Genomic DNA, 25,147 nt, shown 5'->3' on the forward strand with positions numbered 1-25,147 from the left:
GGAATAAATCGTAATTGGCCTGTACTTAATAAAGCTTTAATATTTAATCGTATTCAAATTGCCATTTATAAAAATGGTTCATCGAGAAATTAGCATGGCGATTTCGCCGGAAATGTGAACAGCACGAGAATTTGTTTTTAAATAACTTAATTCATCTTTTCGTAACTAAAGTTTTTAATCGCCGCATCGGTGTTTTGAAATTAATTAAACCAGAAAGACTGTGACCGTTATCACTACGCCTATGATCCTTAACCGCTAGATTAGCGCGAAACGACAGACATAAATAAACCTGCGCCTGCAACTGAACCTTATCCGATTATTGAAATTCAGGAGTCATTCATGTCTCGCAAAGAAGTACTGTATACCCCTTATAGCGGCGCTGTATTACTGGAAAACCCGTTATTAAATAAAGGGCTCGCATTTATTAAAGAAGAACGCGATAACTTTAATCTGCACGGTTTGTTGCCACACAACGTTGAAACCATCGAGGAACAAACCGAACGCGCCTGGGTACAATTCTGTCATTTTAAAAGCGATATTTCCCGCCACGTTTATCTGCGTAATATCCAGGATACTAATGAGACGCTGTTTTACAACCTGTTGCGTTCGCACCTGAAAGAGACGTTACCCATTATCTATACCCCCACGGTAGGAGAAGCGTGCGAACACTTCTCGACTATTTATCGCCGCGCGCGTGGGCTGTTTATTTCCTGGCCCAATCGTCACCGTATCGATGAAATGCTGCAAAGCTTCTCACGCAATGATATTCGCGTCATCGTCGTGACCGACGGAGAGCGTATTCTGGGGCTTGGCGATCAGGGAATTGGTGGGATGGGAATACCCATTGGAAAACTCTCGTTATATACCGCCTGCGGCGGGATCCACCCGGCGTCTACTCTGCCGATTATGCTCGATGTCGGCACCAATAATCAGCAGCATCTGGACGATCCCATGTATATGGGCTGGCGTCACCCACGCATCAGCGACGATCAGTACGCCGAGTTTATGGACATGTTTATCAGTACCGTGAAGCAGCGCTGGCCCAATGTATTGCTGCAGTTTGAGGATTTCGCGCAGAAAAACGCCACCAGACTGCTGCAGCGCTACCGCGACCAGCTGTGCTGTTTCAACGACGATATCCAGGGTACCGCCGCCGTGACCGCGGGCACGCTGATTGCTGCCGCCCATGCTGCCGGGACCCGTGTTCGCGATCAGCGCGTGGTCTTCCTGGGGAGCGGATCCGCCGGTTGCGGCATCGCCGAAAAAATCGTGGCGCTGATGATGGATGACGGGCTAACCGAAGCCGAAGCCCGCAGTCGGATCTTTATGGTCGATCGCTTTGGCCTGCTGACTGACGATATGACCAACCTCCTCGACTTCCAGAAAAACCTGCTCACGGCGCGCGAGGCGATCCGCGACTGGCAGGTTGAGTCGAACAATATTTCGCTGATGGACGTGGTTAAAAACGCGCATCCGACGGTAATGATTGGGGTCTCAGGCCAGCCGGGCCTCTTCAGCGAAGAGATTGTGAAAGAGATGCATCGCCACTGCCCGCGTCCGGTGATTATGCCGCTTTCTAACCCCACATCCCGCGCGGAGGCGCAACCGCAGGATCTCATTGCCTGGACACAGGGCGCCGCGCTCGTCGCCACCGGCAGCCCGTTTGCGCCGGTGTTCTGGCAGGGCGAGCAGTACGATATTGCCCAGTGTAATAACGCCTATGTATTCCCCGGGCTGGGGCTGGGTATTCTGGCCTGCCATGCACGCCGGGTCACCGAGGAGATGCTGATGGCGGCAAGCCACAGCCTGGCCGCGCAGTCGCCGCTGGTGACAACCGAAAAAGGCGGGTTATTGCCGCCGGTGGATCATATAGAAACGGTGTCACGCCATATCGCGTTTGCCGTCGCCCGAGCGGCCATTGAGCAAGGTGTTGCGCCAGCCATGGAGGATGAGATGTTGCTGGCGCGGATTGAAGAGACCTGGTGGCAAGCAGATTATGCGCCGTACCGCAGGGCTGCGCTGTAGCCGTCAGCCTGCCCTCACGTTACGGTGAGGGCATACTTTAGTGCTGAATGCCTGACTGTTCAGGCATGTCGCCTGTAGATACAGTTCTGTTGGAAGTGACCACGCTTTTTTTGCGCGCATATCTGTCCGGCTGGCCTTCAGGACGGGTTTTGAAGCGTCGGTGCAACCACATATATTGCTCCGGCGCCATCAGCACCGCGCGCTCAATCGCCCTGTTCATTTGCGTGGCTACCGACGCTTTATCACCGCCCTGCAGCATTTCGCCGATATCTTCAAGAATAATCAGTTCGTAACCGCTGCCGTCTGCCTTTCTGCGTGGAACGAACGGGATCACCGCCGGTCTGGCACTCTTCACCAGCATATAACTTCCGGCGGTTGTCGCGGCATCAGGAACCGCAAAGAACGGTACAAACACGCTGTTGGTTTTACCGTAGTCATGATCCGGGGCATACCAGAGAATGTCATTCTGCTTCAGGGCGCGGATCATGCCCTTCAGGTCATAGCGATCCAGCATGGTTTTATTTGAGCGCAGACGGCCGCGCGTCTGCAGCCAGTCCAGCAGCGCATTATTGTTAGGGCGATAAACACCGACACCCGGGTTGAGCATACCAAAGATCCTCGCCCCCAGTTCAAGCGTGAGAAAATGCATACCGATGAGCACCACACCGTTTCCGCGCGCCCGGGCCTCTTCCATATGTTCATATCCGCTGACGCTGAAACATTTACGCACCCGCCAGTCAGGCCAGAACCAGGCGATCCCGGTTTCGATGACGCCCATGCCAACCGATTCAAAATTACGCTGCAGTAGCTTTTCGCGCTCATCCTTTTTCATGTCGGGAAAACAGAGCTCAAGGTTGCGGCGAGCGATGTCCACACGACGGGGAAGCAAACGCATGGCCAGACGACCAAGCCCGTGTCCGATTCTTAATAAAAGGGGATACGGGAGCTGCACAATGCACCAGAGCGCTGCAATGCCTGTCCAGCTGAGCCAGTAACGAGGATGAAAAAAGGCGAGTGAGAACTGAGGTAATTTTGTCATGAGAAAATTATCCTGTACTGAATTTAACGCAACTGCTGTGCTTACCAGATGATTTCGTGAAAGTTTTAGAGAGGGAAAGTGTAACGGAAACGTCACAGGATCGTATTATCGATTTTTGCGAAATGTCGGGAGAAACTTAAATGCCGGGTCAACGAGGCCGCTGCCCGACAAATAAAATTACATCGAATAGCCGGGCTTTTTAATCAACGAATCCAGATTCGGGCCAATTTCGCTGTCCCAGACCTGCGCTTTCCAGTCTTCAGGATTAACCTGGTTTAACGCCACCGACACTGAACTGTCTTTACTGTTGAAATGACGAATTATCACCTCGGCAATATCTGCCGCCAGCGCATTTTTTTGTTCGTCGTTTAAATCCCGGGGAAAACATTTGATATCTACATGTGGCATGTGCAGGCTTCCTGTTATGAATCAGGTTTACACGTTATCAGATAATGCCGTTTGCCTTTAACACCTTGTGCAGTTCAGGAAGCTGACACACGGCGTCTGCAATGGCCGTTATCTTTGGCGTATTCTCGGCAAACCACGCATGCCGTGGCCCCCAGGTATGTGCGACCGCAATATAGACGTCGAGTAGCGTAAGCTGTTCACCCAGCGCAAACGGGGCCGCTTTGAGCTGGCTATCGAACCACAAATAGAGGGATTTGCGGTATTCGATACAATTTTTCTTCAACTGTTCCGGTGCGTCAGGCACCCAGCGTTCGGGATAATCGGCATAGGTAAAGGTCGGATAGACGTTCGCGACAAACCAGATAAGCAAGCGCTGAAACTGCTGACGTTCTGCCTGTCCGACGGGCGGCGCCAGATCGGGACACCTGTCGAGCACCATCAGGGCGATGGCGGCTGTTTCGGTCATGATCGCGCCATTTTCCAGCGCCAGTGTCGGCACCTGACACAATGGATTGAGTCTTTGCAGCAATTCGCGCTGCGGACCGGGCGCATCAAACCCGTCCACATTAATAAACTCGTAAGGGATGTCTGCCAGAGTCAGCATCACTTCGCTGATTGCCGAGCCCCAGCCGGGTGCACCATAAAGTTTGATCATGTTGCCCTCTCAGGAGTGAAAATCCTAAGTGTAGAGCACAATTAATACGTGATCCCAGGCGGGTTAACCTCCGAGTGTGTCACCGCTTCGCCCTGCTCTCCCCAGCGCGCCAGCACCTTCTGATACTCCCCGCGCGTGATCGCGCCGTCCAGCGCGGCCTGCAGGGCGTAGACCAGTTGATTGCCTTTTTTGGTGGTCGTGGCGACATACGCTTTTTTCGGGCCCAGCCCGACAACGCGCGTTTTACCGGTCAGCGCGGCTTTATACGCCGCGACCGACTGTGGTCCAAAGAACACATCCGCCCGCCCGGACTGAATATAAAGATTGCCCGAGGCATCATCCGTCAGGTACACCGGCAGCGCGGGCTCACGCCCGGCCTTTTTATTCTCCTCGTTCCAGCCTAACAGGATGCGCTCCTGATTGGTGCCGGATCCGACAATAACCTTTCTACCCGCAAGATCTTCAGGACCGTTAATCGACCGCACCGGACTGGTGGATTTCACCGTAAACGCCAGCGAATCGACGCGATAGGTCGCAAAATCAAACTTCTCTTTGCGCTGTTCGGTCACCGCAATGTTCACCAGCGCCACGTCATAGCGCCCGGAAGTGATCCCCAGCGGCCAGTCTTCCCAGGCGGTGGGAACGAGCTTCAGTTTTAGCCCCAGGCTGCCTGCCAGCAGCCGGGCGATATCCGGATCGCTGCCGATTCGCGTACGGTTGTCGCTGGCAAGCAGGGCCAGCGGCGGTGAGTTAAGCGCAGAAATGGCCACCGTGAGGGTTCCCGGCTCGACAAATTTGTAATGAGCGGGGATCTTCGCCACCGCCTGCTGATCCACCGTCACCGGCAGCGGCTGCTCGTTGGCTTTTAAATCAATACTGGCATGGCTGGCGGCGGTAAAGGCCAGCCCTGCCAGAAGTCCATATTTCATGGGTACTCCTTACAGGACTCGTGAAAGGAACTGACGCGTTCGCGCGTGCGATGGCCGGTTCAGCACCTCGTGGCTGCTGCCCTGCTCCACAATTTTACCGTCGACCATAAACACCACCTGATCCGCTACTTCTCTGGCGAAGCCGATCTCATGGGTGACCACCACCAGCGTGGTGCCGGATCGGGCGAGTTTCTTGATGACATCCAGCACTTCGCCCACCAGCTCCGGGTCCAGCGCCGAGGTGGGTTCATCAAACAGCATGACCCGCGGACGCAGCGCCAGCGCGCGGGCAATGGCGATGCGCTGCTGCTGCCCGCCAGAGAGATGGCGCGACCAGGCATCCGCTTTATCACGCAGCCCCACCACATCCAGCAGGCTATACGCCTGCTCAACGGCCTCTTTTTTGCTCAGTTTTTTATGGGCGACAGGCGCTTCAATCAGGTTTTCCAGCACCGTGAGATGCGGGAAGAGATTAAAGTTCTGGAACACATAACCCACATTGACGCGCTGTTTGAGGATCTCTTTCTCTTTTAACTCGTAGAGTTTGTCACCCCGACGGCGATAGCCGATGTAATCCCCGTCAATCTGAATAAACCCTTCGTCGACGCGCTCAAGGTGGTTGATGGTACGCAGCAGGGTCGATTTACCGGAGCCGGACGGTCCGAGGATCACCGTGACGGATCCCGGTGGGATCTCAAGCGACACGTTATCGAGCGCTTTATGGCGACCAAAGAATTTACTGACGCCGGTAATGGAAATATGTCCTTCATGAGGGGCTTGCATGGACGGGCTCCTGTGCGGGCGTGGTGGTGACGGAACGGGAACGGGTACGGCTGAGGGTACGGTTCTGATTCACCGCCGAGCGACGTTCGCTGCGGGCCAGTCCCCGCTCAACACCATACTGGATAGCGGACAACACGGTGGTAATCACCAGGTACCAGGCGGCACCTACCATCAGCAGCGGGATCACCTCCTGCGTGCGGTTGTAAATCATCTGGATGGTGTAGAACAGCTCCGGCATGGCCAGCACGTAAACCATCGCCGTCCCCTTCGCGAGACTGATGATTTCGTTAAACCCGGACGGCAGTATGGTGCGCAGTGCCTGCGGCAGAATGATCCGCACCGTACGACGCCAGGCCGGTAGCCCCAGCGCAGCGGCCGCTTCATACTGACCATGATCCACGCCGAGGAAGCCCCCGCGAATGATCTCCGCGGTATAGGCGCTCTGCACCAGCGTTAGCCCGACAACGGCGGTAGAGAATTGCCCCAGCACATTGATGGTTTCAAAGCTGCCCCAGGTCATGCCGGTGAACGGCACCCCGAGCGAGAGCGTGTCGTAGAGATAGGAAAAGTTATAAAGGATGATCAGCACTACAATCAGGGGCAGCGAGCGAAACAGCCAGATATAGCCCCAGGCCAGGCTGCTCAGCAGCCAGGATGACGAGAGTCTCGCCAGCGCCAGCATACCGCCCAAAATCACGCTCAGCGCGGTGCCGATCAGCGTCAGCAGTAATGTCTGGCCGACGCCTTCAAGGATCACCGGGTCGAAGAACCAGCGGGCAAACACAGACCACTCCCAGCGCGGGTTAAAGGCGACGGACTGGACAACGACCGCCAGGACAAACAGCGCCACCACGGCACCGACGGCCCGTAGCGGATAACGCGCCGGGACCACTTTTATGGTTTCAACGTTGCTCATCATCGTACCTCATGCGGTTTTACTTAACGCTTCACGAACCAGCGTTTTGGTGAAACGCAACCGACCATCAAACGGGGGCTGGCTGTACTCTTCCGGATCGCGGTTGAGATCGAACTGCGGCTGGTAACCCTGGCTAAGATAGAGCCGTACCGCTTCCGGCTGGCGAAAACCGGTGGTCAGGTAGATCTGGCTGTAGCCTGCCAGCACCGCCCGGCGCTCCAGCTCCTGCACCACGCGCCCCGCAAGCCCCTGCTGACGCAGGCTTTTGTCCGTCCAGATGCGTTTGATTTCTGCGGTGCGTTCGTCGAAGGGTTTGTACGCCCCGGTGGCAATAATCTTCCCGTCACGCTCCAGGACGATAAACAGCCCCTGCGGCGCCAGATACCACTCGGTGAGCTCGACCTCAGCATCTTTCGAAAAATAGTCACCGTAGCGGGCAGCGTATTCACCGAACAGCCCATTTATGATGGGCTGAAGATCGGCATCTTCCGGCGAAACGTCACGAAATTGTTCGCTCATAACGCCTCCTTAATCACCCAGACCGGCCGGGTTGACTTCCGACTGCGGGATGCGTTCCACCCCTTCTCCCCAGCGGTTCAGCACTTTGTCGTAATCGCCGTTTTTGATCACGCCATTAAGCGCGGTCTGCACCGGTTCCACCAGGCCGCTGCCTTTTTTCAGCGTCACCGCGATATGCGCCGCCTTCGGCCAGCCGCCGTCAACGCTTCCCACCAGTTTGGTTTTACCGGTCAGCGCCGCTTTCCACGCGCCAATCACGTTTGGGCCAAAATACGCATCCGCACGCCCGGACTGGAGCGCCAGCGTTTGTGCCGCGTCATCTTTGGTGTAGACCGGGGTAAACGGTTTCAGTCCCTTCTTAAGGTTTTCGGCATTCCATGCCAGCAGGATGGCCTCCTGGTTAGTGCCTGAGCCCACAATAATCCGCAGCCCGGCAATGTCCTCCGCCTTCTGCAGGGATGTGATTGGACTGGTTGATTTCACATAGAAACCGAGCGAATCCTTACGGTAGGTGGCGAAATCAAACTTCTCCTTACGCGCTTTAGTCACGGTGATGTTGCTGATCGCCGCATCGTATTTCCCGGAGGCCACCCCCAGCGGCCAGTCCTCCCAGGAGGTTGGCACCACGTTCAGCTCCAGCCCGAGGCTATCCGCCACCAGACGGGCCACGTCAACTTCGCTTCCCAGAAGCGTTTTGTTGTCATCCGAGAAAACCGTCAGCGGCGGTTGATTGAGGCCCGCCACCGCGACGGTAAATTTCCCCGGCACGGCAAAGCGATAATCTTTCGGCAACTGCGCGATGGCATCGCCGTTTTTGGCGGTATTGATCGGCGTTTTGTTGGCCTCAATGCTCACGCCGGTGCCGTTAATGTTCACATTCTCTGCCCAGACGGCAGGGGTAAAGGCCAGCGCGAGCGCCAGAATAAGCGATGGTTTCTGCATAGCGGGTTCTCTTTTATTGTTGTGTGAACTTATTTTTGGGTTCGTCCAGGCCCAGGCTGTCGCGCAGCGTGGTCCCGGGGTAGTCAGTGCGAAACAGGCCGCGGGCCTGTAGCACCGGCACCACCTGGTCAACAAAGCGCGGGAAGGTATCGGGTGTCCCGCCCTGGATGATGAAGCCGTCGGCTGCATAGCCGTCGAACCACGCCTGCAGGCCGTCCGCCACCTGCTCCGGCGTACCGGAAAAACGGGGGCGTGGTGAGGCCGCTTCCAGCGCGACCTGACGCAGCGTCAGCTGACGTTCGCGGGCATTACGCTTTATCTCATCCGTGGTGCTGCGGAAGCTGTTTTTCCCCAGATCGCCGAGGTCCGGGAACGGCTCGTCGAGCGGATACTGACTGAAATCGTGATGTTCGAAATAGCGTCCGAGATAATTGAGGGCATCCTTAACCGACACCAGCGCCGCGGTGGTCTGGTACTGGTTTTCCACATCTTCGGCATCTTTTCCGACAATCACGCTCACGCCCTGGAAGATGTGCAAATCAGAGGCACGACGACCGTTGTTTTCCAGCTGCTGCTTCACATCACGATAGAACGCTTGTGCTTCTTCGAGAGTTTCATGGTGGGTGAAGATCGCATCGGCATGCTTCGCAGCCAGCTTTTTACCGTCGTCCGATGCGCCCGCCTGGAACACAATCGGACGTCCCTGCGGCGTGCGACCAATATTGAGCGGCCCGGCAACCTGGAAGAAATCACCCCGGTGATCCAGGGTATGCAGTTTGGCGGGGTCAAAAAACTGACCACTCTCTTTGTTGCGCACAAAGGCATCGCCTTCCCACGAGTCCCACAGCCCTTTCACCACATCGAGATACTCATCCGCAATGCGGTAGCGCAGCGCGTGCTCGGGGTGTTTTTCACGCGAGAAGTTCCTGGCCGACCCTTCCAGCGGCGAGGTCACGACGTTCCAGCCCGCACGGCCGTTGCTGAAATGATCCAGGCTGGCAAACTGGCGCGCCACGGTAAAAGGTTCGCTGTAGGAGGTGGATAACGTGCCCACCAGCCCCAGACGCGAGGTAATGCTCGCCAGCGCGGAGAGCACCGTTAACGGCTCAAAGCGATTTAAAAAATGCGGGATCGACTTCTCATTAATGTAGAGGCCATCGGCTACGAATAAAAAGTCGAGCTTGCCCTCCTCTGCTTTTAACGCCGTCGCTTTGACGAAATCAAAATTAATACTGGCATCGGCCACCGCCGCAGGATGGCGCCAGGCGGACATATTCCCGGAAGCACCGTGCAAAATGGTCCCCAGCCGCAATTGTCGGGTTGCAGACATATTCACCTCTTCTGAATTAAACGTGTTGCAGGGCTTTTTCCGCAAGCTGTGCAAAATAACGGGCAGCCGGCTCAATTAATGCTTCGTCCGGATTAAAGGCCGGGTGATGTAAACCATAAGGGCTATTGCTGCCAATGCTGACAAACGCGCCGGGGATCTGCTGCAGATAGACTGCAAAATCCTCTCCGCCCATATGCAACTCGGCATGCTGCGTTTCATAACCCGCTTCCCGGGCGACCGACGTGGCAAACGCCGCCCAATGCTCGTCATTGACCAGCGCAGTCGGTCCGGCATACCAGGTGATATCAATCCGGGCACTGAAGGCGCTGGCGAATCCGGCAGCGATTTCACCGACACGCGCTTTGACGTTCTGTTGAACTTCCGTGCGATGCGTGCGCAGCGTCCCTTCCAGCTCAACGCTTTCCGGCAGGACGTTCCATGTATTGCCGCCCGCAATGCGCGTTACGCTCAGCACAACGGAGTCCAGCGTATTCACGTTGCGACTGGCGACGCTCTGCAACGCGGTAACAAGCTGGCTTGCCAGCACAATCGCGTCGTTGCCTTCATGAGGCCGTGCGGCATGAGCACCTTTGCCGGTAATGCGGATCACAAACCGATCGACGTTGGCATAGAACGGCCCGCCGCGGGTGGCAAATTCACCCACCGGCAACCCCGGCTCGTTGTGCATACCGAAGATGGCGCTGACATCACGTAACGCCCCGGCCCGCACCATGCTCTTCGCACCGCCAAAGTTCTCTTCGGCAGGCTGGAACAGGATCCGCACGCGGCCGTTGAGCAACGCTTCACGTTCTTTTAGTTTTAATGCCGCCCCGAGGATCACGCTGGTGTGGATGTCGTGACCGCAGGCGTGCATGACTCCCGCACGCTGCGAGCTAAACGCCACCCCGCTGCGCTCTTCGATCGGTAAGGCATCAATGTCCGCCCGCAGGGCAATCAGTTTGTTGCCGGTGCCGATCTCCGCCACCAGCCCGGTAGGCAAGTCATAAGGCAGCGGTGTAATACCGGCATGGGTCAGCCACTGGTGCAAACGGGCGGTTGTTTCCACCTCCTGGCCCGACAGTTCCGGGTGCTGGTGCAGCTCACGACGCCAGGCAATCAGTTGTTCGCCAAAACGCATACGTTAACCTCCCTGTTAAGTCGCGCCTGCGCCAGCAGACGCAGGGACTGCACGCGCGCGGCGCCGTCCGCAACCGGTGTGTCGATAATGAATTCGTCAATCCCCCACTGGTGATGCAGAGCGTCCAGTTGTGCCAGTACCGACTCAGCGGTCCCGGCCACCAGCGACTGCGCGCGACGCGCTATACGCAGCGGCTCGCTGCCTGCCTGACGCGCAAACGCATAGGCTTGCTCTTCGCTGGCCACCGTAACGCGCTGGCCGTTTGCCAGCTCCACGCCCCAGACTTCAACCTTTTGTGCCAGCGAGTGCGCCTGGGCCTGAGAGTCCGCCACAATGACCTGAACCGCCACAATCACCTCCCGGGCGCTGTGTTCCCGCCAGGTGGTGATGACCTCGCGCAGCAGGTCGGGATCGCCATTCAGGTGAGCGGCAAAGACAAAATGCCAGTTGAGCTTTGCGGCCAGCAGAGCACTTTCGACACTCGCTCCCAGCAGAAATCCCTGCGCCGGAACCGGCGGCAAAGGCGTGGCGCGCACCGCCTCCTCCGCCGACTGATTTTCAGGACGGATCCAGCTATCGAGCTGCGCCAGCTGTTCGGCAAAGCTGCCCTTTTCCTGCTGATTCAGACCGAGTTGCAACGCGCGGGTGGAGAGCGGCAGACCGCCAGGCGCTTTTCCAACGCCCAGATCCACGCGTCCGGGAGCCAGGGCAGCCAGGAGATTGAAATTTTCTGCAACTTTATACGGGCTGTAGTGTTGCAGCATGACACCGCCCGATCCCACCCGGATACGCGTCGTCTGCCCGAGGATCCAGGCAATCAATAACTCCGGCGAGGGGCTGGCCAACTGTGGGGTGTTGTGGTGTTCGGCAATCCAGAAACGGTGATAACCGAGAGTTTCCGCCTGTTGCGCCAGCGCCAGGGTTCGCGCCAGCGCATCGGCGGCTGTTTCATTTTCAGCGATGGGGCTTTTATCCAGAATGCTGATTCGCCAGGACATGTTGCGTTCTCGTTTGACTTAACATGTCGTTATTAATAAAGGCGTATTTCACCGCTGAGAAACAATTAATTTACATTTGGTTTGCCGGAAATCAGATATATAAAACCCTGTTAAGAATAAGACTTTAGGGAGGAAATCAGCGTTTCCGCCTGAGCGCGGCGGGTAATACGGATAAAGCGTATGTGTGCGTAGTCCGGGTTTTGCATATCGACCTGATAACGCCTGCGGTTGTTGCGCCAGGTTTTAATCGTCCAGATGATAATGGACTCTCTGCTGAGGAAGGCGCGCCGGAAACTCTCTTTATTGCCCGTTCCCGGCCAGAGTTCGTGTTGATGCCAGGCCCGCTTGATCGCCCGGATAACGGCCTGATACAGCGTACGAACAAATCCATAGTCCACCCAGACGACCAGATCCACATTGCGCCATTTAACGGGGCGCGTGCGGTTATAGTTGCCATCGAGCACCCAGTTTTGAGAAGCGCTTAATGCATGCTCAAGTTTTTCCAGAAACGCATCATCTGCTGTGCCCTGCCAGTTCGGGCGCCAGTAAAGCCTGTCCATCTCAATATAAGGAATAGCCAGCTCATCAGCGATCCGTCTTGCCAGCGTGGTTTTTCCACTTCCGCTGGTGCCGATTACATTAATTTTCACCGTTAGCCTCGTTCTGGCAGAATAAAAACCAAACCGATCATAGCGTTTACCTTCCGCTAGTTCCACTGAGCAACTGATAAGCACCACTGATGTTTAAATCATCAATCCGCGAATCTTTTGTCTAAAAACTCACCACGATTCAGCGCGTTGTGATCCCCGTCTGCTCTGACCACACGATTTCCTTCGACGTGCATCACTTTCGGCACGGTTATATTTTGCGTCGCTTATCAATTGCAGGTAGGATGCCTCGCCATGTTTCGCCTTATCCATACGCAGAATGACTGGGAAGGCGACATGTGTTTGCGCAGAAGCAATCGTTTGTATGCTATCTGCCAGGCAGGACTATCACGATAATGGTTCAGACAGGCAAACAGGTAACTCAATGAAAACAAGCAATAAAAGCGCAGCCGATCATCATGCTGCTAAACGTCGCTGGTTAAACTCCCATGAAGAGGGCTACCACAAAGCGATGGGCAACCGTCAGGTTCAAATGATCGCCATCGGCGGCGCTATCGGTACAGGTCTGTTTTTAGGTGCTGGTGCACGTCTGCAGATGGCTGGCCCGGCTCTCGCCCTCGTCTATCTGGTGTGCGGGATCTTCTCCTTCTTCATTCTTCGCGCGCTGGGCGAACTGGTACTGCATCGCCCTTCCAGCGGCAGCTTTGTCTCTTACGCCCGCGAATTTCTCGGTGAAAAAGCCGCCTACGTCGCTGGCTGGATGTACTTCGTTAACTGGGCGATGACCGGTATCGTCGATATCACTGCCGTTGCGCTGTATATGCACTACTGGGGCGCGTTTGGCGATATCCCGCAGTGGGTCTTTGCGCTTGGCGCCCTGGCGATTGTCGGCACCATGAACATGATCGGCGTGAAGTGGTTCGCCGAGATGGAGTTCTGGTTTGCACTGGTAAAAGTGCTGGCGATTGTGATTTTCCTGGTCGTCGGTACCGTCTTCCTTGGCAGCGGTAAGCCGCTGGACGGCAATGCAACCGGCTTCCATCTGATAACCGATAACGGCGGCTTCTTCCCGCACGGTCTGCTGCCGGCGCTGGTTCTGGTGCAGGGCGTGGTGTTTGCCTTTGCCTCTATCGAACTGGTGGGTACGGCGGCAGGCGAATGTAAAGACCCGCAGACCATGGTGCCAAAAGCCATTAATAGCGTGATCTGGCGTATCGGTCTGTTCTATGTGGGTTCTGTGGTGCTGCTGGTTCTGCTGCTGCCATGGAACGCCTACCAGGCGGGTCAGAGCCCGTTTGTGACCTTCTTCTCTAAGCTCGGCGTGCCATACGTGGGCAGTATCATGAACATCGTAGTGCTGACCGCGGCGCTCTCCAGCCTCAACTCTGGCCTCTATTCTACCGGCCGTATTCTGCGCTCCATGTCGATGGGCGGCTCTGCGCCGAAGTTTATGTCGAAGATGAGCAAGCAGCAGGTGCCATATGCCGGTATCCTGGCGACGCTGGTGGTCTACGTGTTTGGCGTGTTCCTGAACTACCTGGTGCCGTCCCGCGTGTTCGAGATCGTGCTGAACGTGGCCGCACTGGGGATTATCGCCTCCTGGGCCTTTATCGTGGTCTGCCAGATGCGTCTGCGCAAAGCCATTAAAGAGGGCAAAGCGGCTGACGTGAGCTTCAAGATGCCGGGTGCTCCGGTGACCTCATGGCTTACCCTGCTGTTCCTGTTCAGCGTGCTGGTACTGATGGCGTTCGACTACCCGAACGGCACCTATACCATCGCCACCATTCCGCTGCTGGCCGTTCTGCTGATTGCCGGCTGGTTTGGCGTGCGTAAGCGCGTGCATGAAATCCACAGCAACGCGCCGGTTCATCATGACAATGAAAAACACGACGGCCCGCTGGTGGAAGAGACCTCGCGTTAATAAAAAAAGCCGGGTGGCGGCTTCGCCTTACCCGGCCTACATTTCAGGGTTTTGTAGGCCCGGTAAGCACAGCGCCACCGGGCAAAGCCCGCATTAGAGCGCGATACGTACCACATCGTCAGGCTGGGTCGCTTCCTGCTGACGGGTGGATTTCTGTTTCACCGTCACATACAGCGTTTTGCCATCGGCAGAGAGCGCCAGGCTGTTTGGATAGACCGGCGTGTCGAAGGTTTTCGTCACTTTGTAGGTTTTGGTGTCAATCACGCTCACCTTTCCGGCTTCACGATGCGTCACGTACGCTTCGTTGCGCGTCGGGTTAAAGAGCACCGCCAGCGACTCTGGCGTCGCGATCTTCTCAATCACGCTGCCATCCTTCAGGCTCACCACCAGCACTTCCGGCTGTTTTGAATCGGTCAGGAAGGCACGCTGCCCGGCCGTATCCAGACTCAGGTTCAGGTAGAAGTGCTCTTTACCATCATCCTGCACCTTTTTGCGGCTGATGATTTTGTTGCTGGCGGTATCAATTGTCACCAGTTCGCCGTCGGCGTTGGTGGTATAGAGGCGTTTCGCCTGCGCATCCAGCGCCAGGCCGGTGCCGTAAGTACCGGTATTGGCGATGGTATCCTTCAGCTTCAGCGTTGTGCCATCCACCACCCAGATCACGCTCTCTTTACCGACCCCGGTGATGTACACGGTGTGGGTGGCATCATCCGCCACCAGCTGGCGTGGCTGCAGCGGTTTGAACGTGTCACTGCGTTTGCGGTCGTCCAGAACCAGGCGCCCTTTCACCTCGCCCGTTTTGGCATCAATGGCGGTCACGGCACCGTTGATGGTGTTGCCCAACCACAGCGTCTGGGAGGCCGAATCCAGGGTGGCGCCAAACGGTTTAAGATCGTTATGAATAACCTGCGTCACGTCCAGTGTGACCGGATCGAGGCGATACACAATCCCGCCTTTATCCATTTTACGGCTTTGTGATGTCGCAACCCACAGCGCATTCTCCTGCTGGCTCACGGCCATTTCATACGCGCCTTTGCCTACCGCTTTGCGCAACATCTCTTCGCCAGCATGCACCTGGAAGGTACCGGCAAGCAGTAAAGCGCTACACAACAGAGAACGACGCAGACGCGGCGAGCACAGATGACGTAAAGACATAACAATTCCTTTTTCACAAGAGGGGGTGTACTGCTGACATCACTTCCGGTCGGCAACGTCATGGCATTGCCGTTTTGTTAATGAGAATAGTAATCATTAATCAGCAAAATGTGGAGTTTTTCTTTTCCGTTTCGCCTTTCCTTAACGCAATGTGCGGTTATAGTTTTCAAAGCATTTACAAAAGTTTTAACATATATGCACATGTTCCATTTGGTACGTTTCTTATCCTTAACCGGTTTATTTCATGAAAATCATTTCTGCCCATAGGGCTACGCTTCCACTGCTGCTGGCTCCTGTTATCTTTTCGCCCCTCACCGCAATGGGCGCGGATGAACAGACCCTGATCGTCAGCGCCACCCCACAAACGGTATCGGAGCTTGATACCCCGGCGGCGGTCAGTGTCGTGAACGGCGATAATATGCGTCACGCCGCGCCACGCATTAACCTCTCGGAATCGCTTGGTAGTGTCCCGGGCCTGCAAATTCAGAACCGCCAGAACTACGCCCAGGATCTGCAGCTGTCGATGCGTGGCTTTGGTGCCCGCTCCACCTTCGGGGTGCGCGGTATTCGAATGTACGTGGACGGGATCCCGGCGACCATGCCAGACGGCCAGGGCCAGACCTCTAACATCGATCTCTCCAGCGTGGAGAGCGTGGAAGTGCTGCGCGGCCCCTTCTCTGCCCTGTATGGCAACGCCTCCGGCGGCGTGATCAACATCAACACCCAGACCGGTCAACAGCCGCCGACCATTGAGGCCAGCAGCTATTACGGCAGTTACGGTACCTGGCGCTACGGGATGAAAGCCACCGGCGCGATGGGCGACGGCACACACGCGGGCGATGTGGATTACACCATATCCACCACCCGATTCACCACCAAAGGCTACCGCGATCACAGCGGTGCGCGGAAGAATCTCGCCAATGCCAAACTGGGCGTGCGGATTGACGATGCCAGCAAGCTGACGCTGATCTTTAACAGCGTGGACATGAAAGCCAACGATCCGGGTGGACTGAATTACCAGGAGTGGCAGGATAACCCGCGCCAGTCTCCGCGTGGCGATCAGTACAACACGCGCAAAACCATCAAGCAGACCCAGGCCGGGCTGCGCTATGACCGCCAGCTCAGCGCGCAGGACGATCTCAGCGTCATGATGTACGCTGGCGAGCGCGAAATGACCCAGTACCAGTCGATCCCTTATCAGCCACAGCTGCGCCCCTCCCACTCTGGCGGCGTGATTGATATGCAGCGTCACTATCAGGGCATCGATACACGCTGGACGCACCGCGGCGAACTGCTGGTGCCGGTGACCTTTACCACCGGCCTGAACTACGAAAACATGAGCGAAGATCGTCGCGGGTATGAGAACTTCGTGATGAACAACGGCGTACCGGAGTATGGCGTAAAAGGCGACAAGCGCCGCAACGAACGTAACCTGATGTGGAACGTTGATCCTTACCTGCAAACCCGCTGGCAGTTAACCCAGAAACTCTCTGTTGATGCCGGGGTGCGTTACAGCTCCGTCTGGTTTGATTCCAACGATCATTACGTTACGCCAGGCAACGGTGACGACAGCGGCGACGCGAGCTATCACAAGTGGCTCCCGGCCGGGGCGGTGAAGTATGCCGTGACGGACGCGTGGAACCTTTACGCTGCGGCGGGTCGTGGATTTGAAACCCCCACCATCAATGAACTCTCCTACCGCGCGGATAACCAGGGTGGGCTGAACATTGGCCTGAAACCGTCCACCAACAATACTTATGAAGTGGGTAGCAAAACCCGCATCGGCAATGGCCTGCTGACCGCGGCCCTGTTCCGCACCGACACCGACGATGAAATTGTGGTGGATGCCAGCTCTGGCGGACGTACCAGCTACAAAAACGCCGGTAAAACCCGTCGTCAGGGGGTGGAAGTTTCCCTCGATCAGCAGTTTGCTGAAAACTGGAAGCTGAAAATGGCATGGACATATCTGGACGCCACCTACCGCACCAACGTCTGCGGTGATGACAACTGTAACGGCAACCGGATGCCGGGTATTGCCCGCAATATGGGCTTTGCCTCGTTTGGCTGGCAGCCTGAAGAAGGCTGGTACGCGGGTACCGACGTGCGTTACATGAGCGATATCATGGCCGACGACGAAAACACGGCAAAGGCTCCGTCTTACACGGTGGTCGGTCTGAATACCGGGTATAAGTTCAACTATGGCAACTGGGGCCTGGATCTCTTTGGTCGCGTTGATAACCTGTTCGACAAAACGTATGCCGGCTCGGTGATTGTCAACGAATCCAACGGACGTTATTACGAACCTGCTCCGGGTCGTAACTACGGCGTTGGCCTGTCGGTTGCTTATCGTTTCGAGTAGGACTAAAACAGGCATTTTATTGCCTGTTTTTCTCTTTCGTAATCTTAAATATCGTTCCTGATGGCGTAGAGCCATCAGGACTTATTCATGGAGCGAATGTTTTACGACGGAAATATAGATTGGCTACTAAATAATTCCTCAGCTAAAATATTGACGCTGTAAAAGTGAATTAGCTTCATCAATCAGTTTATCCACCGCTTTCTGGCTGGCTTCAACATCCCCTCTTTCCAGTGCCGCAAGTAACTCCTCGTTGTGATACGCCGACGCTTTGATGTCGTTGAGCTCCTGATGCAGATAGTTAATACAGGGCCCGATGCGTATCCATAGCTGCTCAATTAATGCGCTGAGCGTTGGCATCTCCGCATACTGATAAAGGGTGAACCGAAACACGCGATTCGCGTGCAGCGCCTGCTGAACATTGCCGTTGCGCATCGCCTCATGAAAGGCATCCGACATTTTGCGCAACGTCTCAAGCTTAGCTGGCGTCATATGCTGACAGGCGGCCGCTACCGCCATTGGTTCCAGTTGTTTCCTGATAGCGGTGATCTCGTTATAGCGTTCCAGCGTGACCTCCGGCACCAGAAACGCCTGCGCCGGTGTGGCCTGCAGCGCCCCTGAGGAGACCAGACGCAAAAGTGCCTCACGAACCGGTGTGATACTGGTTCCTAATTTATCGGCAATCTCTTTGGTAATCAGTCGAGCGCCAGGTTTCAACGAGCCTGTAATTAATGCCCCTTTCAAACTGATTTCAACTTGCATGGTAAGACTGATTCTTTGCGCTTTCTCTAAATGATCCAAATCAAGCATGTTCAATTCCTGTAGCTAAAACTTAATGCTATTTATTAACGTCAGTTTAAATAAACGACGTTGGTCCGATATATCCTGTATCGTCATGCCTGGTGGTGGGAAATGCGTATAAACATCAAAAAGTACAAACACGGTTTTTTATCGCTCTTTGGCTCATCCGCAAGGAGGGCACGAAAGCTGTGTAGGTTTAATTAAAGACAATATATCGTATCTTCACAAATAAATATGGCGGGTTACCCCGCCATAATCTTGTTTATTTATTGTCTGCCGCGACGCGAATCACGACTTTGCCAAAGTTTTTGCCTTCCAGAAGGCCAATCAGCGCATCCGGTGCGTTTTCCAGCCCGTCGGTCACCTGTTCACGATAGTGGATTTTACCCTCCTGCACCCAGCGCCCCATCTCTTCCTGGAACTCTTTGATGCGGTGTCCGTAATCCTGGCCGATGATAAAACCCTGCATACGAATGCGTTTTTTCAGGATGGTGCCCATTAACAGCGGCAAACGATCCGGCCCCTCAGGCAGACCGGTGGCATTGTAGCCGCTCACCAGACCACATACCGGCACCCGCGCGGAGGTATTGAGCAGCGGGAGCACGGCGTCAAAGACCTTACCGCCAACGTTTTCATAATAGATATCAATACCGTTCGGGCAGGCGTTCTGAAGCTGCGTGGCAAAATCATCGGCATGATGATCCAGACACTGGTCAAAGCCCAGCACCTCCACGACATGGCGGCATTTCTCTGCGCCTCCGGCCACACCGATGACCCGGCAGCCTTTGATTTTACCGATTTGCCCAACCGTCGCACCTACGGGCCCCGTTGCCGCGGCAACCACCAGGGTCTCACCCGCTTTGGGTTGCCCGATATCCAGCAGCCCCATGTAGGCGGTAAAGCCCGGCATCCCAAGAACGCCCAGCGCCCAGGAAGGATGGGAGGGATTTTCGCCCAGTTTGACCAGACCACTGCCGTCAGAAAGGTCGTACTCCTGCCAGCCGCTGTATCCCAGCACCCATTCCCCTGCTTTAAAATCCGGATGACTGGACTGCTCAACGCGGCTGACCGTTCCGCCGACCATCACCGCACCAATTTCAACCGGCGGTGAATAGGATGGCGCATCGCTCATGCGGCCGCGCATGTACGGGTCAAGCGAAAGCCAGATCGTACGCAGCAGAACTTGTCCTGCCGCCGGTACCGGAACCGGCTGCTCTTCGAGACGAAAGTTATCCGCGACCGGCGCGCCGTGTGGACGCGAAGCCAGTACCCAGCGACGATTTTGCGAAACAGATTGATTCATCAGAGACTCCTTATGGTACAGATGTCCATTGATCCTGGCTCATGATCCGCCTGAGCGCCTTAACATTACGAGCCAGACTGGTTAAGCCGAACCACCAGATAGACGCAGGGTTCATTGGTTTCGTTAATGAACCGACAGTCATTGGGCGGCCCGAGCTCCAGACAATCCCCGGCCTGCATTTCGTGGCGGGTGTCGCCTTCCTGAAAGACAAGCTCCCCGGACTGCAGCCAGATCAGTTGGCGGGCCAGCGCATAGGACGATGCGGGCATCGGCACATCGCTTCCGGCGGGCAGTTCAACCTGGACAAGATCGATGGGCAGATCGGTACGCGGTGAAACGTGGCGGCGCAGATAATGGGTTTGCGGATCGCGCCAGACGGGCTGGTTAGCAAGGCGCAGCAGTTTACCCTCCTGCATCTCCGCTCTTGCTATCAGCGTTGACATGCTGATACCGAACGCGCCGGATAAGCGCGCAAGCAGCGTTGCCGTCGGGCTGCTGTCGCCGCGCTCAATTTTGTGGATCATGGCGCGCGAGACGCCTGCCCGATCGGCGAGTTCGCTCAGCGACCATCCGCGTGATTCGCGTTCAAGGCGAATTCTTGCGCTAATCCGTTGATTCATCGTGTCTGTTATGGTGTTCATGACGTCATACTATAGTGTATGAACGGTATTTCAATGAGGTTTTAATAACAAAAAAATCGGGCTTATACCGTAGCCATCTGTCCGGGTTGTTGTGTAATATCGTAGCAACAACGTAATAATATAGTAAACAACACATTCAGGGGTTCCATCATGATCGTTCGTCATGCCTGCAAAGAAGACTGCGCCGCTATTGGTGAAATTTACAACCACGCGGTGCTGCACACCGCCGCAATCTGGAACGATACCACGGTCGATACAGATAACCGTATCGCATGGTTTGAGGCCCGCACCCTCGCAGGTTATCCGGTACTGGTAAGCGAAGAGAATGGCATCATCACCGGCTACGCCTCCTTCGGTGACTGGCGCGCCTTTGAAGGTTTTCGTCATACGGTAGAGCACTCGGTTTACGTCCACCCGGATCACCAGGGCAAAGGCATTGGCCGTATGCTGATGAAGGCGTTGATTATTGAAGCCCGTGACATCGGCAAACACGTGATGGTGGCGGGGATTGAAGCGCAGAACCACGCCTCTATCCATCTTCATCAGACGCTTGGCTTTGTTATAACGGGTCAGATGCCGCAGGTGGGCACCAAATTTGGCCGCTGGCTGGACTTAACCTTTATGCAGCTGCAGCTTGATGAGCGCAGCGATCCGGATGCGATTAAATGAACCAATCACTGACGCTGGCTTTTCTGGTGGCGGCGGGCATTGGCCTGGTGGTGCAAAATACCCTGATGGTGCGCATCACCCAGTCCTCTTCCACCATACTCATTGCGATGCTGCTGAACTCGCTGGTCGGCATTGTGTTGTTTGTCAGCATTCTGCTGTTTAAACAAGGGGTCGCGGGGTTTAGCGAGCTAGCATCCACGCTGCGCTGGTGGACGTTGATCCCCGGGTTGCTGGGCTCTTTTTTTGTTTTTGCCAGCATTAGTGGTTACCAGAACGTTGGCGCGGCGACAACCATCGCCGTGCTGGTGGCAAGCCAGCTTATCGGCGGACTGATAATGGACGTGCTAAAAAGCCATGGCATCCCGCTGCGGGCGCTGATCGGCCCGGTGTGCGGTGCAGTGATGCTGGTGGTGGGCGCGTGGCTGGTGGCCCGACGCCAGTTTTGAACATTACAGAATAACGCCGCCTTTGGTGAGCTGCTCCTGGCGCGCCTCCATCTCTTCTTTATGTTGCTTACCGTGGTGCGATATCGCGGTACGCAGGCGCTGCTGCTGGGTATAGCGTTCTTCGCGGCTCAGCTCAGCATCATCGCTCAGTTCAATCAGCAGTTCGTTCATATGCGCAATGACGCTTTCGTCAATCGCGGCATCCACACGGGCGATAACTTCGTTTAAATGTGACATTGTCACTCCTTTTCATTTGCCCGGTGGCGCTGCGCTTACCGGGCCTACGAGGCATGAGTAGGCCGGGTAAGGCGTAGCCGCCACCCGGCGATAAAATGCTTAGTTCAGCTTCGCTTTTGAGAAATCACTGCCCATCAGGCTCACGCTGTAACCCGTGACGTTGCTGCGGGTTGCATAGAACGTTTTGCCGTTTGCCAGCGCAATCCACGGCGCCTGCTGATAGAAAATCTCCTGCGCCTGGCTATACAGCTTCGCACGATCGTCCGGGTTGCTGGTCAGTTTGGCTTTCTGCACCAGGGCATCATAATCCTTATTACACCAGCGTGCAGCGTTGGAGCCGGTTTTGATGCTATTGCAGCCCAGCAGGACATCGGCAAAGTTATCCGGGTCGCCGTTATCCGACATCCAGCCGAACAGCGCGGAGTCGTGCTCGCCTTTACGCATTCCGGAAAGATACTCTCCCCACTCGTAAGAGACGATTTTGGCCTTCACGCCCACTTTCGCCCAGTCGCTCTGGACCATCTCGGCAATACGGCGGGAGTTCGGGTTGTACGGACGCTGTACCGGCATTGACCACAGCGTGACCTCCGCGCCCTTCTCCAGTCCGGCCTGTTTCAGCAGGGCTTTCGCTTTTTCCGGGTCGTAGCTGTAATCCTTCAGATCTTTATTAAAGCCCATCATATTTGGCGGAATTGGGGATTTCGCGACCGTACCGGAGCCCATAAAGACGGCGTTAACGATGGCCTTTTTGTCGGTGGCGTAGTTCAGCGCCTGGCGCACCAGCACGTTATCAAACGGTTTTTTCTCGGTATTGAATGCCAGATACCCCACGTTCAGCGCATCGACGGAGTGCAGCGTCAGGTTTTTGTTGTTCTTAATGACGTCAAACTGCACCGGAGATGGCGCAGGAATGATCTGGCACTCATTGGTTTGCAGTTTCGCCAGACGAGTCTCCACGTTTGGCGTAATGGAGAAGATCAGGTGTTTGGTCGGGACCGGGCCTTCCCAGTAGTTCGGGTTAGCCACATAGCGGATCAGAGAATCCACTTTGTACTGCTGGAGTACATAGGGGCCGGTTCCGATTGGCCAGGTGTCGACGTTCTCAGGCGTGCCTTTTTTCAGCATCGCATCCGCATATTCGGCAGACAAAATGGAGGCAAAATCCATGCCCCAGTCGGCCAGGAAAGCGGCGTTCGGTTCACTGAGGGTGAACTGAACATGATAATCATCGACTTTTTTAACGTCCTGGATCAGCTTATCGAGGCCGACGTCGTTAAAGTATTCGTAATTGCCCTGCGACACATTGTGATACGGGTGTTTAGGGTCTTTCTGACGCATGACCGAGAAAATAACGTCATCGGCATTAAAGTCGCGCGTCGGTTTGAAGTATTTGTTGCTGTTGAACTTCACCCCTTTACGCAGCGTAAAGGTATAGGTCTTGCCGTCCGGTGAAATCGTCCAGGATTCCGCCAGAGACGGAACCGGGGTGTTTTTCACCGGGTCGAAATTGATCAGGCGGTTATAGAGTACCTGAGAGCTGGCGACGAATGACGGGCCTGAGCTGGCAATTTGCGGGTTGAACGACTCGGGGGACGCTTCAGAACAGTAAATAAGGGTGTCGTTGTTTGCCGCCCATGCGGCACCGGCTGGTAAAATAGCGCTCAGCGCAAGGGCGAGCAGTGTTTTCCCTGTAGACATGGTTATAACCCTGACAGTTTTATTATATAGGACAGTAATAACAGCACAGCCGCTATAAGCTGGCAAATAACGAAACACTATCAGGTTATTCTAAAGCCGCGTTTTTCGCTGGTTTTACAGCCAGTGCCGAAAAAGGTGATTTGTCTTAAGTTCCATTATCCGTCAAGCACAACCGTCACGATCTATGCCGCAAGAAATCGGCGCTTTTAGCGTCTCTTCCTCCGTTTGTTTGCTTTCCGGTTTCGTTAAAGTAACGGTGTGAAGAAGTATATGGGATCAAATCGTGGCAAAAACTCTTTTACGCAGCGGTAATCTGGATGATTTTCAGGCCGTTGGCGGCGGCGGACAAGCCGTTTTTGAATCAGCGTTGCAAATACGTGAAGCACTCCGGTTGCGCAAACAGCAGGCCATTGTCGACTGTCTGGCCATTCCGCAGGTCAACGACGGCGGTGACCGCGTGGACTGGTACTCCCCGGTGGAAGGTAGCGTCACCAGCTGGAAAACGGCCAATGAAGATGACCGTTTTCGCGCCCTACGCTATCTGGAAAATACCCTTGCCAGCGTCGAATCGCTGAGTAAGAAATGCCTCCAGTCGCCTAAAACCGCACAACAGCTTTTTGGCTCCTTGCTGTCGAAAGCCTTCCAGTTCCCGAGCGAAAATTTCCTTTATCTGGTCGACGGTAAACCGGTCATTGCGTTCTGGGGATTTGTAAACCTGAACGAAAATGCACGCGATGACGTACTCGACTGCCTGCGCGAATCGCTGATCCCTGAGCCCGCGCCGGTGGTGATTGAAGATCCTGAACCGGAACCAGAACCGACCCCGGCCGTCACCTTTGAACACGCTGACGAACCTTTGATCGCCCCGGCCACGGTTGTGCGCATTACGCCGGAAGCGCTGTATGAGCCCGAGCCCGCCCCCGCCGTTGCGCCGCCTGTTGAAGAGCCTGTTCCTGCGCCCGTCGTGAAAAAGCGTCGCGTTCCCTTATGGTCGCTGCCGGTTGCCGCTGTGATCGTTGCCGCCATTGCCGCCCCGCTGCTGTGGCCAAAACAGGCCCCTTCGGCAGAGCCCGCGCCAGCCGCCGCCCCGGCACCGCAACCCGTGGCGATTGCCCCAAAACCAATTAAAGCGGTTGAACCACTGGCGATGAACCTGCCGCTGCATCAGGCTGAGGTGGTAGAGAATAAAGCGAAGGAACCCGATCCCGCTCCGGTGTCTGCCCCGGTGGTGATTGCCGCGATACCGAAAGATGCCATGGTCATGGAGGCCGGTCAGGTCAAAGCGGGCTCGACGCGTTTCCTGAACGGCACCTGGCGCGCCATTCTTGACGTAAAAGATCCGGTGACCGGCAAACCGCCGTCACTGCGCTATCAGATCCAGAACAACAAAGGCTTCGCCCGTGTTGTGCATGGCGATAACGTTGTGTGCCGCGTAGAGGTTTTCTCCGGCCTGCACAGCAATGGCGAGCTGATGATTAAGAGTCGCGGCAATGCACGCTGCACAGACGGTTCCCGCTACCCGATGCCGGAAGTCTCCTGTAAAGCAGGCACCAGCGATGTCGCCGAATGCAATGCCCGTTATGATGCAAAAACCGTCGTTCCACTGACGTTTAAGAAAGCAGGTGTCTGA

Annotated in this window: 22 protein-coding genes and 1 pseudogene; 6 read left to right on the forward strand and 17 right to left on the reverse strand. The window is 55.5% G+C overall.

What is annotated here, in order from left to right; translation table 11 throughout:
- Positions 1 to 339 precede the first annotated feature (339 nt).
- Positions 340 to 2,025, forward strand: coding sequence for an NAD-dependent malic enzyme (locus VF709_RS16445; RefSeq protein WP_058651306.1), 1,686 nt, complete (start codon positions 340 to 342; stop codon positions 2,023 to 2,025).
- A gap of 37 nt (positions 2,026 to 2,062) precedes the next feature.
- Here VF709_RS16445 and VF709_RS16450 read toward each other — a convergent pair whose 3' ends face one another.
- The 11 genes and pseudogenes from VF709_RS16450 to VF709_RS16500 all read right to left on the reverse strand — a co-directional run bounded on the left by VF709_RS16450 (position 2,063) and on the right by VF709_RS16500 (position 12,332).
- A complete protein-coding gene (locus VF709_RS16450) occupies positions 2,063 to 3,064 on the reverse strand; it encodes a Kdo(2)-lipid IV(A) acyltransferase (RefSeq protein WP_057072323.1) in 1,002 nt (333 codons plus the stop codon).
- Between the two features lie 177 nt (positions 3,065 to 3,241).
- Complete coding sequence (gene pptA / locus VF709_RS16455; protein ID WP_023621239.1) at positions 3,242 to 3,472, reverse strand: tautomerase PptA; 231 nt, start codon at positions 3,470 to 3,472, stop codon at positions 3,242 to 3,244.
- A 37-nt stretch (positions 3,473 to 3,509) separates the two neighbouring features.
- The gene (locus tag VF709_RS16460) at positions 3,510 to 4,127 is read right to left on the reverse strand and encodes a glutathione S-transferase family protein (protein WP_149896711.1); all 618 of its coding nucleotides are present in this window, start codon (positions 4,125 to 4,127) and stop codon (positions 3,510 to 3,512) included.
- Positions 4,128 to 4,168: 41 nt separating this feature from the next.
- Entirely contained in the window at positions 4,169 to 5,056 is an 888-nt protein-coding gene (locus VF709_RS16465) for an ABC transporter substrate-binding protein (RefSeq protein ID WP_029883358.1), read from the reverse strand.
- A 9-nt stretch (positions 5,057 to 5,065) separates the two neighbouring features.
- Positions 5,066 to 5,839, reverse strand: coding sequence for an amino acid ABC transporter ATP-binding protein (locus VF709_RS16470; protein WP_440231955.1), 774 nt, complete (start codon positions 5,837 to 5,839; stop codon positions 5,066 to 5,068).
- On the reverse strand, positions 5,823 to 6,755 hold the full coding sequence (locus tag VF709_RS16475; RefSeq protein WP_440231983.1) for an amino acid ABC transporter permease: 933 nt from the start codon (positions 6,753 to 6,755) through the stop codon (positions 5,823 to 5,825). Before VF709_RS16475 ends, VF709_RS16470 begins: the two co-directional genes overlap by 17 nt.
- 9 nt (positions 6,756 to 6,764) lie before the next feature.
- Entirely contained in the window at positions 6,765 to 7,274 is a 510-nt protein-coding gene (locus VF709_RS16480; protein WP_013096497.1) for a GNAT family N-acetyltransferase, read from the reverse strand.
- 9 nt (positions 7,275 to 7,283) lie between these two features.
- Positions 7,284 to 9,546, reverse strand: a pseudogene (locus tag VF709_RS16485) (NtaA/DmoA family FMN-dependent monooxygenase).
- 16 nt (positions 9,547 to 9,562) lie between these two features.
- A complete protein-coding gene (locus VF709_RS16490) occupies positions 9,563 to 10,684 on the reverse strand; it encodes an amidohydrolase (RefSeq protein WP_038981844.1) in 1,122 nt (373 codons plus the stop codon).
- Complete coding sequence (locus tag VF709_RS16495) at positions 10,663 to 11,682, reverse strand: LLM class flavin-dependent oxidoreductase (RefSeq protein ID WP_038981846.1); 1,020 nt, start codon at positions 11,680 to 11,682, stop codon at positions 10,663 to 10,665. Before VF709_RS16495 ends, VF709_RS16490 begins: the two co-directional genes overlap by 22 nt.
- Before the next feature lie 110 nt (positions 11,683 to 11,792).
- A complete protein-coding gene (locus tag VF709_RS16500; protein WP_020684771.1) occupies positions 11,793 to 12,332 on the reverse strand; it encodes an AAA family ATPase in 540 nt (179 codons plus the stop codon).
- Between the two features lie 382 nt (positions 12,333 to 12,714).
- Between VF709_RS16500 and ansP the strand changes: the two genes are divergently transcribed.
- Positions 12,715 to 14,211, forward strand: coding sequence for an L-asparagine permease (ansP, locus tag VF709_RS16505; protein ID WP_149896714.1), 1,497 nt, complete (start codon positions 12,715 to 12,717; stop codon positions 14,209 to 14,211).
- Positions 14,212 to 14,304: 93 nt separating this feature from the next.
- Here ansP and yncE read toward each other — a convergent pair whose 3' ends face one another.
- Positions 14,305 to 15,366: a 7-bladed beta-propeller protein YncE gene (gene yncE / locus VF709_RS16510; protein ID WP_149896715.1), complete on the reverse strand. Its 1,062-nt coding sequence runs from the start codon at positions 15,364 to 15,366 to the stop codon at positions 14,305 to 14,307.
- A gap of 244 nt (positions 15,367 to 15,610) precedes the next feature.
- On the opposite strand from yncE, the gene pqqU reads away from it, so the two are divergent.
- Positions 15,611 to 17,725, forward strand: coding sequence for a TonB-dependent receptor PqqU (gene pqqU / locus VF709_RS16515; protein WP_149896716.1), 2,115 nt, complete (start codon positions 15,611 to 15,613; stop codon positions 17,723 to 17,725).
- A gap of 138 nt (positions 17,726 to 17,863) precedes the next feature.
- Here the strand turns inward: pqqU and VF709_RS16520 are convergent, their stop codons facing one another.
- The 3 genes from VF709_RS16520 to VF709_RS16530 all read right to left on the reverse strand — a co-directional run bounded on the left by VF709_RS16520 (position 17,864) and on the right by VF709_RS16530 (position 20,467).
- Positions 17,864 to 18,532, reverse strand: a complete 669-nt coding sequence (locus VF709_RS16520) for a GntR family transcriptional regulator (RefSeq protein ID WP_013096488.1) — start codon at positions 18,530 to 18,532, stop codon at positions 17,864 to 17,866.
- 253 nt (positions 18,533 to 18,785) lie between these two features.
- The gene (locus VF709_RS16525) at positions 18,786 to 19,826 is read right to left on the reverse strand and encodes an NADP-dependent oxidoreductase (protein WP_149896718.1); all 1,041 of its coding nucleotides are present in this window, start codon (positions 19,824 to 19,826) and stop codon (positions 18,786 to 18,788) included.
- 65 nt (positions 19,827 to 19,891) lie between these two features.
- On the reverse strand, positions 19,892 to 20,467 hold the full coding sequence (locus VF709_RS16530) for a helix-turn-helix domain-containing protein (protein ID WP_013096486.1): 576 nt from the start codon (positions 20,465 to 20,467) through the stop codon (positions 19,892 to 19,894).
- 150 nt (positions 20,468 to 20,617) lie between these two features.
- Between VF709_RS16530 and VF709_RS16535 the strand changes: the two genes are divergently transcribed.
- Together VF709_RS16535 and VF709_RS16540 are read left to right on the forward strand one after the other, a co-directional pair.
- Positions 20,618 to 21,136, forward strand: a complete 519-nt coding sequence (locus VF709_RS16535) for a GNAT family N-acetyltransferase (RefSeq protein ID WP_149896719.1) — start codon at positions 20,618 to 20,620, stop codon at positions 21,134 to 21,136.
- Positions 21,133 to 21,582, forward strand: a complete 450-nt coding sequence (locus VF709_RS16540; protein WP_149896720.1) for a DMT family transporter — start codon at positions 21,133 to 21,135, stop codon at positions 21,580 to 21,582. The genes VF709_RS16535 and VF709_RS16540 overlap by 4 nt, the downstream gene beginning before the upstream one ends.
- Before the next feature lie 3 nt (positions 21,583 to 21,585).
- On the opposite strand, the gene VF709_RS16545 is transcribed toward VF709_RS16540, so the two are convergent.
- Positions 21,586 to 21,819: a YdcY family protein gene (locus tag VF709_RS16545; protein WP_013096483.1), complete on the reverse strand. Its 234-nt coding sequence runs from the start codon at positions 21,817 to 21,819 to the stop codon at positions 21,586 to 21,588.
- A gap of 99 nt (positions 21,820 to 21,918) precedes the next feature.
- On the reverse strand, positions 21,919 to 23,517 hold the full coding sequence (locus tag VF709_RS16550; protein ID WP_149896721.1) for an ABC transporter substrate-binding protein: 1,599 nt from the start codon (positions 23,515 to 23,517) through the stop codon (positions 21,919 to 21,921).
- A 283-nt stretch (positions 23,518 to 23,800) separates the two neighbouring features.
- Here VF709_RS16550 and VF709_RS16555 point away from each other — a divergent pair, with 283 nt between their 5' ends.
- Positions 23,801 to 25,147: an SrfA family protein gene (locus VF709_RS16555; RefSeq protein WP_149896722.1), complete on the forward strand. Its 1,347-nt coding sequence runs from the start codon at positions 23,801 to 23,803 to the stop codon at positions 25,145 to 25,147.

The sequence above is a fragment of the Enterobacter sp. Lyrl_3 genome, from assembly GCF_051948675.1.
GTDB classification, from domain to species: domain Bacteria; phylum Pseudomonadota; class Gammaproteobacteria; order Enterobacterales; family Enterobacteriaceae; genus Enterobacter; species Enterobacter cloacae.

Excerpts from the sequence above, each read along its gene's own strand:
- VF709_RS16445 (WP_058651306.1), top strand. The coding sequence starts at position 340 with ATGTCTCGCAAAGAAGTACTGTATACCCCTTATAGCGGCGCTGTATTA.
- VF709_RS16450 (WP_057072323.1), bottom strand. The coding sequence starts at position 3,064 with ATGACAAAATTACCTCAGTTCTCACTCGCCTTTTTTCATCCTCGTTAC.
- pptA (WP_023621239.1), bottom strand. The coding sequence starts at position 3,472 with ATGCCACATGTAGATATCAAATGTTTTCCCCGGGATTTAAACGACGAA.
- VF709_RS16460 (WP_149896711.1), bottom strand. The coding sequence starts at position 4,127 with ATGATCAAACTTTATGGTGCACCCGGCTGGGGCTCGGCAATCAGCGAA.
- VF709_RS16465 (WP_029883358.1), bottom strand. The coding sequence starts at position 5,056 with ATGAAATATGGACTTCTGGCAGGGCTGGCCTTTACCGCCGCCAGCCAT.
- VF709_RS16470 (WP_440231955.1), bottom strand. The coding sequence starts at position 5,839 with ATGCAAGCCCCTCATGAAGGACATATTTCCATTACCGGCGTCAGTAAA.
- VF709_RS16475 (WP_440231983.1), bottom strand. The coding sequence starts at position 6,755 with ATGAGCAACGTTGAAACCATAAAAGTGGTCCCGGCGCGTTATCCGCTA.
- VF709_RS16480 (WP_013096497.1), bottom strand. The coding sequence starts at position 7,274 with ATGAGCGAACAATTTCGTGACGTTTCGCCGGAAGATGCCGATCTTCAG.
- VF709_RS16490 (WP_038981844.1), bottom strand. The coding sequence starts at position 10,684 with ATGCGTTTTGGCGAACAACTGATTGCCTGGCGTCGTGAGCTGCACCAG.
- VF709_RS16495 (WP_038981846.1), bottom strand. The coding sequence starts at position 11,682 with ATGTCCTGGCGAATCAGCATTCTGGATAAAAGCCCCATCGCTGAAAAT.
- ansP (WP_149896714.1), top strand. The coding sequence starts at position 12,715 with ATGAAAACAAGCAATAAAAGCGCAGCCGATCATCATGCTGCTAAACGT.
- yncE (WP_149896715.1), bottom strand. The coding sequence starts at position 15,366 with ATGTCTTTACGTCATCTGTGCTCGCCGCGTCTGCGTCGTTCTCTGTTG.
- pqqU (WP_149896716.1), top strand. The coding sequence starts at position 15,611 with ATGAAAATCATTTCTGCCCATAGGGCTACGCTTCCACTGCTGCTGGCT.
- VF709_RS16520 (WP_013096488.1), bottom strand. The coding sequence starts at position 18,532 with ATGCTTGATTTGGATCATTTAGAGAAAGCGCAAAGAATCAGTCTTACC.
- VF709_RS16525 (WP_149896718.1), bottom strand. The coding sequence starts at position 19,826 with ATGAATCAATCTGTTTCGCAAAATCGTCGCTGGGTACTGGCTTCGCGT.
- VF709_RS16530 (WP_013096486.1), bottom strand. The coding sequence starts at position 20,467 with ATGAACACCATAACAGACACGATGAATCAACGGATTAGCGCAAGAATT.
- VF709_RS16535 (WP_149896719.1), top strand. The coding sequence starts at position 20,618 with ATGATCGTTCGTCATGCCTGCAAAGAAGACTGCGCCGCTATTGGTGAA.
- VF709_RS16540 (WP_149896720.1), top strand. The coding sequence starts at position 21,133 with ATGAACCAATCACTGACGCTGGCTTTTCTGGTGGCGGCGGGCATTGGC.
- VF709_RS16545 (WP_013096483.1), bottom strand. The coding sequence starts at position 21,819 with ATGTCACATTTAAACGAAGTTATCGCCCGTGTGGATGCCGCGATTGAC.
- VF709_RS16550 (WP_149896721.1), bottom strand. The coding sequence starts at position 23,517 with ATGTCTACAGGGAAAACACTGCTCGCCCTTGCGCTGAGCGCTATTTTA.